Source organism: Bradyrhizobium sp. MI1.11, from assembly GCF_055811255.1.
The window spans coordinates 1-13,571 of the sequence record NZ_JBVVPM010000017.1 but is presented as its reverse complement, the minus strand read 5'-3'; the positions used below and the strand labels follow the sequence as shown (position 1 = coordinate 13,571).

Annotated in this window: 10 protein-coding genes and 1 pseudogene; 4 read left to right on the top strand and 7 right to left on the bottom strand. The window is 59.6% G+C overall.

What is annotated here, in order from left to right; translation table 11 throughout:
* Positions 1–143: 143 nt before the first annotated feature.
* Positions 144–812 carry a 4Fe-4S single cluster domain-containing protein gene (locus tag AC0L30_RS18295; RefSeq protein ID WP_473404894.1) on the bottom strand — a complete coding sequence of 223 codons (669 nt, stop codon included), beginning with the start codon at positions 810–812 and terminating at the stop codon, positions 144–146.
* Positions 809–2,638: an AAA family ATPase gene (locus AC0L30_RS18290; RefSeq protein ID WP_473404893.1), complete on the bottom strand. Its 1,830-nt coding sequence runs from the start codon at positions 2,636–2,638 to the stop codon at positions 809–811. Before AC0L30_RS18290 ends, AC0L30_RS18295 begins: the two co-directional genes overlap by 4 nt.
* Before the next feature lie 153 nt (positions 2,639–2,791).
* Here AC0L30_RS18290 and AC0L30_RS18285 point away from each other — a divergent pair, with 153 nt between their 5' ends.
* Together AC0L30_RS18285 and AC0L30_RS18280 are read left to right on the top strand one after the other, a co-directional pair.
* Entirely contained in the window at positions 2,792–6,187 is a 3,396-nt protein-coding gene (locus AC0L30_RS18285; RefSeq protein ID WP_473404892.1) for a TM0106 family RecB-like putative nuclease, read from the top strand.
* 141 nt (positions 6,188–6,328) lie between these two features.
* Positions 6,329–7,117 carry a S1/P1 nuclease gene (locus AC0L30_RS18280; RefSeq protein ID WP_473404891.1) on the top strand — a complete coding sequence of 263 codons (789 nt, stop codon included), beginning with the start codon at positions 6,329–6,331 and terminating at the stop codon, positions 7,115–7,117.
* A gap of 65 nt (positions 7,118–7,182) precedes the next feature.
* Here AC0L30_RS18280 and dinB read toward each other — a convergent pair.
* The 5 genes and pseudogenes from dinB to AC0L30_RS18255 form a co-directional block, all read right to left on the bottom strand.
* Positions 7,183–8,218: pseudogene (dinB, locus tag AC0L30_RS18275) on the bottom strand (DNA polymerase IV).
* A 65-nt stretch (positions 8,219–8,283) separates the two neighbouring features.
* Positions 8,284–9,009 carry an SOS response-associated peptidase gene (locus tag AC0L30_RS18270; RefSeq protein ID WP_473404958.1) on the bottom strand — a complete coding sequence of 242 codons (726 nt, stop codon included), beginning with the start codon at positions 9,007–9,009 and terminating at the stop codon, positions 8,284–8,286.
* A 269-nt stretch (positions 9,010–9,278) separates the two neighbouring features.
* On the bottom strand, positions 9,279–10,307 hold the full coding sequence (locus AC0L30_RS18265) for an IS110 family RNA-guided transposase (protein ID WP_473404890.1): 1,029 nt from the start codon (positions 10,305–10,307) through the stop codon (positions 9,279–9,281).
* A gap of 82 nt (positions 10,308–10,389) precedes the next feature.
* The gene (locus AC0L30_RS18260; protein ID WP_473404957.1) at positions 10,390–10,839 is read right to left on the bottom strand and encodes a hypothetical protein; all 450 of its coding nucleotides are present in this window, start codon (positions 10,837–10,839) and stop codon (positions 10,390–10,392) included.
* A 48-nt stretch (positions 10,840–10,887) separates the two neighbouring features.
* Positions 10,888–11,283 (bottom strand): hypothetical protein, encoded by a 396-nt coding sequence (locus AC0L30_RS18255; RefSeq protein ID WP_473404889.1) that lies wholly within the window; start codon positions 11,281–11,283, stop codon positions 10,888–10,890.
* Positions 11,284–11,428: 145 nt separating this feature from the next.
* Here AC0L30_RS18255 and ku point away from each other — a divergent pair, with 145 nt between their 5' ends.
* Together ku and AC0L30_RS18245 are read left to right on the top strand one after the other, a co-directional pair.
* Positions 11,429–12,358, top strand: a complete 930-nt coding sequence (gene ku / locus AC0L30_RS18250) for a non-homologous end joining protein Ku (RefSeq protein WP_473404888.1) — start codon at positions 11,429–11,431, stop codon at positions 12,356–12,358.
* A gap of 473 nt (positions 12,359–12,831) precedes the next feature.
* Entirely contained in the window at positions 12,832–13,551 is a 720-nt protein-coding gene (locus AC0L30_RS18245) for a ribonuclease HII (RefSeq protein ID WP_473404887.1), read from the top strand.
* The last annotated feature ends 20 nt before the right edge of the window (positions 13,552–13,571 follow it).

Below are 13,571 nucleotides of genomic sequence, written 5' to 3'. Positions count from 1 at the left end.
CGGCTGAGGCTTCGGCGCCGCCTCCCCGTGCGGCGTGATATCGACCGCCGAAAGGTCCCATCCGCAGTTGTGGGCGTCGACCGTACCTTCGCAGAAGATTTCCGTGAGAGGCCGTTCAGTGTTGCAGTTCGGGCAGAGCCTGATCATTGGGCGGATATCCCGCCGCTCGACGGTCGCTTGTCTTCCGAAGTGCTGAGTTGTGCGCCTGCGCTCTCGAGCACTTCCCGCAAACGTCGGAAATCGTCCCGACCAGGTATACCCGCAAACCAGACGTCGCCACGGTCATCGAACATGACATCCAGGGTTCTTTCCACCTCGGTGATGGGCCGCTGGAAGGATGCAAAGCGGGTTTGGCCCAATGCGGTGAGGAAGTGGAGTTCCTGGTTGTCGCTGCCGCGAAGGGCCAGCGTTTGGCTTTGATTGACATCGAACGGGCCCGTAACGAGAGCATCGATCGAACCGGGCGATGCTTCCACGATTTTTCTGACTTTGGTCCAGGGATGACCGGTAAAGATGAGCACGTCCGCCGCAGTGAGCGACCGCAGCCGTTTCAGGAGCTCGAACAGGGCGTCCGGCTGATCGAACGGTTCGCCGCCGGATATGGTGATGCCGTCCGCGGTTGGAATCCATTGCGCGATACCGCTGACAACCTCGTCAATGGTCGTGATCCCGCGACCTGGTGCCCACGTATCCATCGAGATGCATCCGGGACAGCGGATCGAGCATCCCTGAAACCAAATGCCAATGCGCCGACCCGGCCCCAGGGTCGTGACCGGAAAATGAATGCGCGACAGGGCGATGTTCGCGATCATGAGACCGGCCCGTCCGCGAGCGTAACCGTCGTCGATGCGCCCGTCATTATTTCCTGGATTTCATATCGACGTCCGGTCTCCGCGCTGCTGTCGAAGAGGGCACGTGAAAGCGGATTGATGAGATGTGCTTCGACCTGGTTCCGGATGCCCCGGCCGCCGTTCGAAAGGTCGGCGAGGCACAAGCCGCGGAGCGTTGCTCTTGCGGTTTTCGAAAGAGAAACATCGTAACCCAGCGATCCAACATCGTTGAGCAGGGCGTCGACCATCTGATCGAAGATTTCGTCCGCGACTTCGGGACGGATGAAATCAAAGACGATGACGTTCTCTCCGATGCGGTTCAGTATCTCGGGTCGGTTAAGCACGGATTTAAAGTGCTTTTCGATTTCGCCTCGCACTTTTCGCTTCACGGTATCAAACGTCTCGTCGGGCGTGACGTTGGCGATACGCTCGCCGGACGGACCGGGTGTATAAATTCCAAGGTTAGAGGTGAATACGATGAAAGTTTCGGAAAAGTAGACGCGATCGCCACGGCCCGAAGTAAGAACGCCGTCGTCCAGCACCTGCAGAAATTTGTCGAGAATCCGGGGATGAGCTTTCTCGATTTCGTCGAACAGAAGGACGCTGAAAGGCTTTTCCCGGACGGCGTTGGTGAGTTCGCCTCCCACGTCGTATCCGACGTAGCCTGGGGGCGCGCCGATCAAACGCTGATCAGAATGCTCTGCGCTGAATTCCGACATGTCGAAACGGATGTAAGCGCTATCGTCTCCGAACAGCAGGCTGGTGATCGTCTTTGCAAGTTCCGTTTTTCCAACACCCGTCGGGCCGGCGAGGAACGCGACGCCCCTGGGACGTCCGCCCCGCGGAGATTGTCCTATTCCGGTGACAGCGCGCTTGACGATATCCAGCATGTGGGTGACGGCGTGGGCTTGGCCCTTTACCCGCCTCTTCACGAACGCCTCTGCCGAACTGATCTTGTCGCGGCTGATCTTGCGCCAGGGATCTTCCGTTACACCGACCTTGAAACGTCTGACCGCATCCGAGATCCTGTCGAATGCGACATTCTCGTTCCGCGCGAGCTGCGCGACGGCGCTCAAATCGACGAGCAGAAGACCTTCGGTCTCATCGACGAAGCCTTCGATGGACTTTTCAACCTCGGCTTCTGCGGCTGTTTGAGCGCCTGGAAGACTTCGCATCAGGGAACGGGCCAAGCTTCTTCGCGCCGTATGGTCGGGTTTACCGATAGGAATGTGCCGAATGCGCGGATTGCCGATGAGAAACCAATCGGGCAGGTCGCCTTCCTTGTCGACGATCCAGATGACGGAATTGAAGAGCGGCTGACGGCGCTCGCCGGCAGGGCGGGCTCGCGCGGAATGCGAGAGTATCAATGCGCGGGAGAACAGTTGATGTTCTGCCGGCGAAAGTACCTCGTTGCGAGTGATCAGCCGTGAAGCAAAGTCGATAACAAGCACTGCAGGCGGGCCCTCAGCACCCACGAGCCGTTCGAGCGCTGCGGACAAGAGGTCAACGCCGCCTGCGGCGACCCCATTCACCGGTGTCAGGCCGAGCTGAGTCAGAAAACTGTCGTCGCCCGGTTCGAGAGCGCGGAACCCGTTTAGCAGGTCGAAGGTGGCGATCCGCTGATATCCAGCCTCTTTCAAGGCGTCCGGAAGAGCGCGCGCGAGCGGCACCGCTGTGATGGTTCCGGGGATCGGTTCATGGATCTGCAGGTCTCGCGTATTGCCGGAAAGGACGAACTGGCTCCGGAGAGGGAGGAAACGCTGCAAGTCACGCAGCCAACGCGCTTTTTCGACCGAACCCGCCTGCACCAAATGCCCCCCGTTTACTCCACCGAGGCGACTATAGGCCGGATTGCTTGCCTACTTCGAGTGCAATCCAGGCACGATACTCGGGAAAATAGCATAATATACACGGCGAAACCGAGCCGGCTAACCTCGCTGGATCGTCGACAAGGGTGGGCAATGCAGAAGATCGGGGCAACGCTGAATTTCAGCTCGGGAGACTTGGTCGGGCACCTGAATTGCCGTTACCTGACGGAACTCGATCTCAAGGTTGCGAACGGTGAGCTCGAGAAGCCAAAGGTCTGGGACCCGGTTCTCGAAGCGCTTGCGGAGCGTGGCGCGCTGCATGAGGAGGGCTTCATCGAGCACATTAGGTCGGGCGGAATCGCCGTAACGGTGATCAATGGAATTGGCGTCGATAGTATGTCTGTCGCCGCGACCGGCGATGCGATGGCCCGCGGCGATCCGATCATTGTTCAAGGCGCTCTTCAGGCAGGCCGGTGGAGCGGGCGGACCGACGTTCTACGCCGCGTGGAGACGCCCAGCCATTTCGGCGCGTGGTCGTACGAGGTGATCGACACGAAGCTCGCTCGGGCAACCAAGGGCAATACGGTCCTCCAGATATCCCTGTATTCCGACCTACTTTCGGAAAAACAAGGGGTGCAGCCGACCTCTGCCTACGTAGTGACACCGGGCACTAACTATGCTCCGGAAGCTTATCGGACTGCCGACTATGCTGCTTACTACCGGCACGTTAGGGGAAGCCTGGAACGCTCGGTCTCGGTTACCGTCGCCGATCGTCACTACCCCGAACCGGTCGAGCACTGTGAAATTTGTCGATGGCGCCGTCATTGCGATGACCGGAGGCGGGCCGACGATCATTTGTCCTTCGTCGCAGGTATCAGCAAATCCCAAATTGGGGAGTTGGTCAGGCACGACGTCGGAAGCACGGCTGCGCTCGCGACCATGCCTCTGCCACTCCAGTGGAGACCCGATCGGGGAGCCGCCCAAAGCTACGAGAAGATTCGTGAGCAGGCCAGGATTCAAGTCCAGGGGCGCACGCTGGGGACGATCGTGTACGAAACCCTGGCTCCAATCGCGGGATTTGGTGTATCTCGCCTTCCTGAACCCTCGACAGGCGACATCTATTTCGACTTCGAAGGTGACCCATTCGTCGGAGACGGCGGGCTGGAATTTCTGTTCGGGTATCTTTACCTCGATGCTGACGGCGTCCCTCAATACATGGGGGATTGGGCCTCCAATCGGCAGGATGAGAGAGCCGCATTCGAGCGCTTCATCGACTTCGTAAGCGGTCGCTTGGCGACCTATCCCGACTTGCACATCTACCACTTCGCACCCTACGAACCCGCAGCGTTGAAGCGCTTGATGGGTCGGTACGCGACGCGCGAAAGCGAGGTAGACAATCTGCTGCGCGCGGAGATCTTCGTCGATCTTTTTGCGGTCGTCCGCCACAGTATCCGTGCCAGCGTCGAAAGCTATTCGATCAAGAAACTCGAGCCGCTCTATTCATTCGAACGGACCGTGCCGCTGGAGGACGTTGGCCGTGTAATGGCAAGGACGCAGGCGCGTTTGGAAATGGCAGATTCGTTGGGCATTCCTGAGGAAGATAAGACCGCGATCAAGGGCTACAACCGGGATGACTGCGCTTCCACCTCTGCGCTTCAGATGTGGTTGGAAGCGGTGCGAGCTAGTCTCACTACCAATGGCGCAATAATCGAGCGGCCCGTTCCGAAGGTCGTGGAAATCAGCGAAAAGCTGGGCGATTGGCAGAAGAGGGTAGAAGGTCTGATCGTTCGGCTCACGAACGGCATACCCGACGACGTCGCCGATCGGACGATTGAAGAGCATGCGCGCTGGCTTCTAGCGTACATGCTGGATTGGCACGGTCGTGAAAAGAAAGCGGTTTGGTGGGAATATTATCGGCTTCGCGATCTTTCCGCCGAGGACCTCCTCCACGAACGGGCGGGTCTCGCCGGACTAACGCTCCTTGAGCAGGCTGGTGGCAGCGCCAAGGCGCCCATCCATCGCTACAAATTCGAACTGCAGGATACCGATATCCGACCGGACGGCAAACTTCGGAGCATCGGAGGAGATCACTACGGAACGGTCGTCGCCATTTCACACGATGATCGGACAATCGATATCAAGAAGCGCGGTGACACGGCCGGTTTCCATGCTGAAGCGGTCTTTACCCATAAATCGTTTGACCACGATGAGCAGGCTGAGTCCCTCTTTCGGCTTGGAGAATGCGTGGCCGCCAATGGGATGGGAGGCGAAGGGGATCATCGTGCCGCGCGCGATCTTTTGATGGCAAACGCGCCGCGACTTCGGGGACAAATGCTCCGACTTGATGGCGAGCCGACGTTGATTGCCGCTCTGCGGATTGCTCTCGATTTAGATCATAGCGTTTTCCCGGTCCAGGGGCCGCCCGGAGCGGGGAAAACATACACTGGCGCTCGCATGATCTGCGCACTCGCCCGTGACGGTAAGCGGATCGGTATCACGGCGAACAGTCACAAGGTAATCCGCAACCTCCTCGACGAAGTTAGTGTAGCGGCGGCCAATGAGGGTTTGCAGATTCGCTGCATTCAGAAGGTGACCGACAAGGAGGATGATCTTCCCACTCTGCAATTCACGACAAAAAACGAAGTTGCTCTTGATGCGCTGGGTGGCAGCTGTGCAGTTGGCGGAGGTACCTCCTTCTTCTGGGCTCGGCCCGACGCGCGTCTTTGCGTCGATGTTTTGTTTATCGACGAAGCCGCGCAGATGTCACTAGCGGATGTGCTAGCGGTTTCTCAGGCGGCAAAAAGCATCGTGCTTCTCGGAGATCCCCGGCAACTAGAGCAACCGATCCAGGGAAGCCACCCCGACGGCATAGGCGTCTCGGCCTTGGATCATATCCTGGGACCTCATGCGACCGTTCCGCCTGATCGTGGTCTTTTTCTTGAGGAGACTTGGCGACTGCATCCCCTCATTTGCGCCTTCAATTCGGAGTTGTTCTACGACGGTCGCTTGAAGTCCCTGGCGGGCCTAGAGCGCCAAGAGATAAAGTCACCCGGTCGGCTGAAAGGTGCTGGCCTTCGGTACCTTTCGATCGAACACACGGGCAATCAGAGCTCCTCGTCGGAGGAAGCTGATGCTATCCGTGATCTTGTCACTGATATATTGGAATCTGGCACTACGTGGGTCGATCGGCTTGGCGCCGAGACCTCTGTTGCGCTCGACGACTTCTTAATCATCGCTCCGTACAACGCACAGGTTTTCGAGCTCCAGGAGCGATTGCCAGGTGCGCGTATCGGGACCGTGGATAAGTTCCAGGGACAGGAAGCTCCCATAGTGATCTATTCGATGGCGACATCGAGTCACTCCGACGCCCCGCGCGGCATGGAGTTTCTCTACAGCGCTAACCGCTTAAACGTTGCGACGTCGCGTGCGAAATGTGTCTGCGTTGTCGTCGCGTCGCCTCGGTTATTCGAAGCGGAATGTCGGACGCCCCGCCAGATGCAACTAGCTAATGCATTTTGCAGATACCTAGAGCTGGCGACGCCGATTTGAAGGGACCGTGCCGGTGATTTTGACGACCGAAGAAGAACGTAACGTTTGGATGCACGCGCCCTGGGATGAGGCGAAGGCATCCGATAAAGACGATCGTGTGGTCGCGTGAGAAAATCATATTATAGGTGTTATCCGTTCGCGATGTTGGCATTCTTCTTGGCCTGCGGCGAGGCGAGGGCCTGGGGCGATTTGGGCCACAAGGTCATTTGTGAAATTGCTTTCCGCTCGGTCCAGCCGAACACGCAGGCCGCTATCAATCGGTTGATGCAGTTGGATAGTGCATTCAAGGGTTTTTCCGACTCCTGCATCTATCCGGACCATCCACGCATCCGCGCCCCCGAACATTTCCTGAATCTGCCTCGGGATTCAAAGGGACTTAGCTCGAACCAGTGTCCGCAAGCCGACGAGTGTGTCCTTACTGCGATCTTGCGTGACTTCGAAATTCTCCAAGCAAAAGAGCAGGCCGACGCGAGCAAGTTGGTCGCACTGAAATCACTGGGGCACTGGATTGGTGATATACATCAACCGCTGCATGTCTCTTTCCTTGACGATAAAGGAGGCAACACCATCAGGACGAGCGGACAGTGTCCGGGAAATCTTCACGCGGTCTGGGACACTTGTCTCGTTCAATATGCGGTCGGTCCAGATGCTTTGGAGGCGGTAACCGATCTCCTAGCGGCTGTCACTCCAGCGATGAAAGCAGATTGGATTGCTTCCGTGCCGCGCGATTGGGCTAACGAATCGTTTGCGATCGCGGAGGCGCCACGAACGATGTACTGCGCCATGCATGGGTCGTCATGCGATATCACGCGCAATGCGCTGAACATCAGTGCTCAATATCTGGATGCAAATGAGCCGGTTGTGAAGGAACAATTGCAAAAAGCCGGCATGCGTCTAGCCCGGCTACTCGATACGGCCTTCCTGAATTGAAGAGCGAATTGAGAACAGGAGTGATAGTTCGCGTCCGGCTCTACCGGTCGGGCTCAGTGACGCGATTACATCGGCAGAGCAAGCTGTGGCTCCGCGTCGTCGACATGCTGCAACGCTGACAGCGAGACGCCCAGAAGCCGGACCGGCTTGTGGACCGGCATCTCGTTCTGCAGCAAAGCGAGCGATAGGCGTTTTAAGTCGCTGCGGCTCGAAACCGCGACGGGGGCGGATCGGCTGCGGGTGATGATCTCGAAGTCGTTGAACTTCATCTTAAGCGTCACTGTGCGTCCCCGGTTGCCAGCGCCTTCGCAGTATCGCCAGACTTTGTCGACAAGCGGCTCGAGTTCGACGACCATGCATCGAAGTCAGTGAGGTCGGTGGAGAACGTGTTTTCGGCGCCGACGGATTTGAGGATCCGGTCGGCGCGGACCTCACGGTTGTCGATCCCCCGCGAGATCCAGTAGTAATAGCTTCCGGCCTTCCCGAAGTTCGCCTGCATGAATTCGAGCGACTGATTGCGCATATCGAGCCCCGTGTAGAGGCCCAGCGAATTCATCTTGGCGCTGGTCGCAGGCCCGATGCCTGGAATTTGCCGACCGGCAGGGTCTCTACGAATGCCGGGCCCATTTCGGGCGTGATGACGTACCGGCCGTTCGGCTTGCGGTGGTCGGAGGCGAGCTTGGCCAGAAACTTGTTGTAGGAGATGCCGGCGGATGCGTTGAGGCCGGTCACCTCCTTGATCCTCGCACGGATCGCCAACGCGACGTCCCGCGCCAACGGAATGCTCTGCAGATTTTCGGTCACGTCGAGGTAGGCCTCGTCCAGCGACAGCGGCTCGATGATCCGGGTGTGTTCGGCGAAGATCTCGCGGATCTGCTGCGAGACCGCCTTGTAGACCTCGAAACGCGGCTTCACGAAGATCAGGTTGGGGCACTGCCGCTTCGCAGTCACCGACGGCATCGCCGAGCGGACGCCGAACTTTCGGGCTTCGTAGCTCGCGGCCGCCACGACGCCGCGTTCGCGCGATCCGCCGACGGCGACCGGCTTGCCGCGCAGATCCGGATTGTCCCGCTGCTCGACCGACGCGTAAAAGGCGTCCATGTCGACATGAATGATCTTGCGCTGACGGGGCGGGGGTGCCGCCTGGTCGCCATCGTCCTCGACGGTCACGTGGCCGGCCCGGCAGGATCTTCCTTGACGCCGCGGGCGACAATCCGGAGCGTGTCGTCCGGAAGCGGCCGCTGCAGCTTCAGGGCCTCGTCCGGAGGGGCCGTCATCCAGGACTCGACCTCGTCCGGGGTCGTCAGGATCACCGGCATCGCCTTCGGGTGGATGGCGCCGACCTCTGCGTTCGGCTCCGTCGTGAGGAACGCGAAGAGGTCGTTGGTCGTCTCACCTTCCTTGACCTTCCGGACCGATGTCCAGTTGGTCCAGATGCCGGCGAAGCAGGAGAGGGGACGGCTCTCGTCGAGCGCGAACCAGATATCACCGCCCTCGGCCTTGTTGAATTCGCTGAAGGAGTTGAACGGCACCAGGCAGCGGTTTTCAGTCCCCAGCCATCGCGTCCAGTGTTTGCTCTTCACGTTTCGGATGTTTGTCGTGCCGCCGTCGGGCTCCATCCGCAGAAGTTCCTTGAAATCGACTGTCTTACCCTTGGTCTGCAGCTTTTCGGCTCGTTTCTTGGTGGCGTCCATCAACGCCTTCGATGACGATGGCATTCCCCATCGCGCCGTGGCTAGCTCGCGGCCCTCGGCTCCGTTGCGCACGATCGGCGCCGTGTAGTCCGGAAAAACCCCGGGCATCGGCGCCAGATTGCCGACGTATCGGTTCACGACGCGAAACAACACGCTGATTGCGGCTTGGTTGGTCGTGATCGAGTAGAGATTGCAGATGTGGATGTGGACGGCCCCCCACTTGTCAGGATTGTAGCAGACTTTTGGCCAGATCGCTTGCTATCAGATGTCCGGCCTGTTTGCGCGGACAAAGCCCGCTGGCCGAGATGGTGTTCGCTACGCACGCTCCAAGCACATGGGCGACACTCTTAGTGCCAGTGTAATCTTCGGAAGCTCGCGCGTATCGACCGATCGGTCCTTCCATCTACTGCGTCCTGCAAGTTCGTGGGCAATCCGCCGAGCAACCTCGCTCGCGGGCCGATTTCAGATCAAGTCGGCATGGCGGCCACCGGCTGCTTGTACACGCCACCCGATATCATCAAGCGCCAAGCTATGCGGGCAAACTTGTTTGCCAAGGCCACCGCGACCAACTTTGGCGGCTTTCGCCCCAGCAGCGAAGCGAGCCATGGTGTGGGCTTATGACGGCCCTTTCGGATATGCCTCAGCAGTGCGGTTGCGCCGACGATCAATGTCGATCGCAGTATAGAATCTCCGGCCTTTGTAATGCCGCCGAGCCTTTGCCGGCCGCCAGTTGAATGATCCTTGGGTGTCAGCCCGAGCCACGCCGCAAAGTCGCGACCCGATCTGAACGTCTCGGGCGGCGGCGCTTTCATGCTGAGCATCGACGACCCAATCGGACCGACGCCTGGAATTGTCGCAATACGTCTGCTGATGTCATCCTCGCGATGCCACTTCATCAGCTTGGCCTCGATCTTCGCCAGGCGAGCTTGGACCGCGGCATACTCGTCAGCCTGAAGGCGGAAGAGATCCCGCGCCATTTCCGGCAGGCTTTCGTCTTCGAGCACACGTTTGATGAGTGCCGCGACGTTCTGCTGGCCGGCGGGTCCGACGATACCAAACTCAGCGGCATAGCTCCTGAAAGCATTGGAAAGCTGCGACTTAACGCTGACTAGGCGTTCCCGCACAGTCATCAACATGCAAGCCGCTTGCCGTTCCTTCGACTTCACAGGTACGAACCGCATGCTGGGCCGGGTGACCGCCTCGCACAGTGCCTCGGCGTCAGCCGCGTCGTTCTTGCCGCGCTTCACGTAAGCCTTCACGTATTGAGGAGGGATCAGCTTTACCTCGTGCCCGAAAGATTGGAGCAGGCGCCCCCAATGGTGCGAGCTGCCGCAAGACTCTATGGCGACGAGAACCGGCGGAAGCCGCTCGAAGTAGCGGATCATCTCGGCTCGCCGAAATTGGCGCCGGACAACCACTACCTCATTTTCATCAACACCGTGAAGCTGGAACACCGACTTCGAGGTATCCATGCCGATACGAACGGGAATATTCATTAGACTTTCCTCTCATCTTTCTGTGACGCCGAGAGCGCCATCAAACCGTGGGGATGAGAGGCCGTCCACACCAGCACATCGGTCAGGCTTCGGTCCGAGGGTGGCGCGGCTGCGAGGCCAGTTGTAGCAGAGTCGCGGAAGGACGCCGGCCCGCCTTGGCGCATTTGCGGCAGCGCAGCCGGCTGGCGAGATCGTGCACGAAGGTGGTCGGTGGATGTTTCATCGCCGCGAGGTCGACGTCGCTCGGCGTCTTGCAGCGCGCGCACTGAATCTCAAGCCAAGGGAAGCCTCCATTCACCGCTTGGTCGATGGTAGGCGACGGATCTATCGGTTCGCCGTCGCTCCACATTCGTTCGTTCCAGCTTTCGCAGAGCAGCTTGTCGGCCCGTTGGATGAGCGCTTCCCCTTTCGCCCGCGTCTCCGCCGATTGCGTAGCCAGGATGTTGGCCATTGTCCGCGCCTTGCCAAGCTCCTTCGCCAGAGCCTTGCGGTCGCCGCCCGACAGCGGCGTAGGGTGATACTTCGGGGCCATCCGGACATCCAGGCGCAAAGAGATCGGATCGGCGATATGGAAGCGGGGCTACGGCGTTTCGAACGCCGGCCAGCAGCCGTCTTCTTCATGCCTGCCGGTGCGCTGCTGGCAGGTGTTGTCGAGCAGCCGCTGCGCGACATCCTTCCAGACCGCGTTGCCGCCATACAATCGGACTGCATCGGCGGTCTGGATTTCCACGGTTCGCTCGCAGCGGCGGCAGGAGATGCGCAGGACGTGACGTTGAATTTCCGAAAGGCGTCGCTGCCGCATCTGGGCCCCAGTCGCGCCTGCGCGAGGGTCTTTGAGGACCGATTCCCAGTATTCGGCCGGGAGGGGCGCATCCGGGGCCGCAGCGGAGAGGCCCGGCCTACGGGCGGCTTCTGCGGCCAATTTTTCCATCTGCTTTGGGGTCGGCATGCGCCAGCTCGCGGGTCGATCGGTCATTTTCGAATTAGAACATAAAGAGAACAAAAGTCGAGTCCGCCCGAGCCCGCGCCGAAGAAAAAACCATCATGTTGGACGGGTCGCGATGTCGGAACCAAGCCCGGCCGTTCGTCTTGAATCCGGCATCAGTATCGGAGTTCCCCCAATGGCCCCACGCGCTAACTGGAAAGGCTTCCTGCGTCTTTCCCTGGTCACCTGTCCGGTAGCGCTCTATCCGGCCACGTCGGAATCCGAAAAGGTCTCGTTCAACCAGCTCAACCGGAAGACGGGTCACCGCATCAAATATGCCAAGGTGGATGCCGACACCGGCGAGGAGGTCGACAACGAGGACATCGTCAAGGGCTACAAGGTCGACACCGATACCTTCATCGAGGTGACGAAGGAGGAACTCGAGAACGTCGCGCTGGAGTCGACGCGAACCATCGAGATCGACGAGTTCGTCGACCGCAGCGAGATCGATCCGAGATATCTGATCCGTCCATATTATCTGCGCCCCGACGGCAAGGTGGGACACGATGCTTTCGCCGTCATTCGCGAAACGATCCGGGAAATGAACAAGGTCGCGATCGGTCGGGTGGTGCTGACCAATCGCGAACACATCATCGCGCTCGAGCCGCTGGACAAGGGGCTGATGGGGACGCTGCTGCGTTATCCTTACGAGGTGCGTTCCGCGGATGGGTATTTCGACGATATCCAGGACGTCAAAGTCACCAAGGACATGCTCGATCTGGCCAAGCACATCGTCAATCAGAAGGCGGGCCATTTCGAGCCGGACAAGTTCGAGGACCAGTACGAAACCGCCCTCATCGATCTCATCAATCAGAAGCGCGCCGGCAAGCCCATCATCGCGAAAGCGCGTCCTCGAGGTGAGAACGTCGTGGACCTGATGGACGCGCTGCGCAAGAGCATCGGACGAGAGGGGGCCGCGGCAGAGGCATCCAAGAAATCAGGAAAAAAGCCGCGCAAGGCGGCCGCCGGGCAGAAGGAAATGCTGATGCCGATCGCAGGCAAAAAGCCGGCGAAAGAGGCCGCGGCGAAGAAGCCGGCGGCCAAGCCGCAGCGGAAGTCGGCTTAGGTTTCTCGTGAGGCATTCGGTGACGCCGGACGGCCACTGTTTTGTTGTTCGCGGCAGGCTCTGGCGGAGAGCAAATCACACTCTCGAGATGTCACGCGAGATCATTTCGTCGACAGGCTAATGGTGGGCCCGGCGGGCGGTGCGCGACGCCAGGAAAGGCGACAGAGGGCGAAGCCGAAGCAACGGGGCGTAGGGCCGTGGACGAGGTTAAGCGGGCGCTCGGCTAGCGCGGCTAGCATGCCATCGCCATTTCTCTGTCGCCGGCATGACGTATTGGCCTTGCTCGGGATGAACACACCCGTTGGTTCCCTCTGAGGCAGATGGACGCGGTGTCAGTGGCGACGCGGAAGTGAAAGCGGGCCAGTTCCTTCGAGAGGGCGTTGCGCAGCCGATGAGGCGGTATAGGTACTTCAGACAATCGCCACAAAATTCACCAACACGCTTCCCTACAGGCAGTCTTCACGAAGGGCGTTATGTCCCAGTATTCACTAGACGTACTGCGTCAGCGCTACATCGTCGAGAAAAGACCGCTCGAGGCCAGCGTGGAGCAGATCTTGCGGGCCGACAGCCGCGCGGGAGCGCGTGCCATCCTGGCTGCAATCGATAAACGTCGCTTCGAAAATCGGTCCGAAGGGCAGCGCCTCCGCAAGATGCTCCGCTTCGAGACCTCGCTCTGGGAGAGCGGCCATTTTGCCGTGGCAGGTGTGGACGAGGCCGGAATGAGCCCTCTCGCCGGGCCCGTGTCCGCTGGAGCCGTGATCCTTAAACCAGGCACGCGGATAGTCGGGATGGACGACTCGAAAAAACTCGACGCCGCGGCTCGCGAAGAACTCGCGAAGGAAATCAAAGAAAAGGCAGAGAGTTGGTGCGTAGCATTCGTCGAGGTCGAGGAGATCGACGCAATCAACATCTATTGGGCAGGCATCCAGGCGATGCAGCGGGCGGTCCGGGGGCTAGGGTTGACGCCGCAGCACTTGCTGATCGATGCGAAGCGGTTGAAGGAAATCGACATCCCTCAGCAGGCGATCATTAAGGGCGATGCCAAGTCCGCCAGCATCGCGGCCGCCTCCATCCTCGCGAAGGTCGAGCGCGACAGGATCATGCGGGCGCTCGACGTGAGACACCCCGGCTACGGCTGTCATTCGGCCTGCAATATTGACCCCCTAAGCCGGGGGATCGGCGTCCAAAATTGACCCCCTATAGGTTGGTCTGT

Excerpts from the sequence above, each read along its gene's own strand:
- AC0L30_RS18295 (WP_473404894.1), bottom strand. The coding sequence starts at position 812 with ATGATCGCGAACATCGCCCTGTCGCGCATTCATTTTCCGGTCACGACC.
- AC0L30_RS18285 (WP_473404892.1), top strand. The coding sequence starts at position 2,792 with ATGCAGAAGATCGGGGCAACGCTGAATTTCAGCTCGGGAGACTTGGTC.
- AC0L30_RS18280 (WP_473404891.1), top strand. The coding sequence starts at position 6,329 with ATGTTGGCATTCTTCTTGGCCTGCGGCGAGGCGAGGGCCTGGGGCGAT.
- AC0L30_RS18265 (WP_473404890.1), bottom strand. The coding sequence starts at position 10,307 with ATGAATATTCCCGTTCGTATCGGCATGGATACCTCGAAGTCGGTGTTC.
- AC0L30_RS18260 (WP_473404957.1), bottom strand. The coding sequence starts at position 10,839 with ATGGCCCCGAAGTATCACCCTACGCCGCTGTCGGGCGGCGACCGCAAG.
- AC0L30_RS18255 (WP_473404889.1), bottom strand. The coding sequence starts at position 11,283 with ATGACCGATCGACCCGCGAGCTGGCGCATGCCGACCCCAAAGCAGATG.
- ku (WP_473404888.1), top strand. The coding sequence starts at position 11,429 with ATGGCCCCACGCGCTAACTGGAAAGGCTTCCTGCGTCTTTCCCTGGTC.
- AC0L30_RS18245 (WP_473404887.1), top strand. The coding sequence starts at position 12,832 with ATGTCCCAGTATTCACTAGACGTACTGCGTCAGCGCTACATCGTCGAG.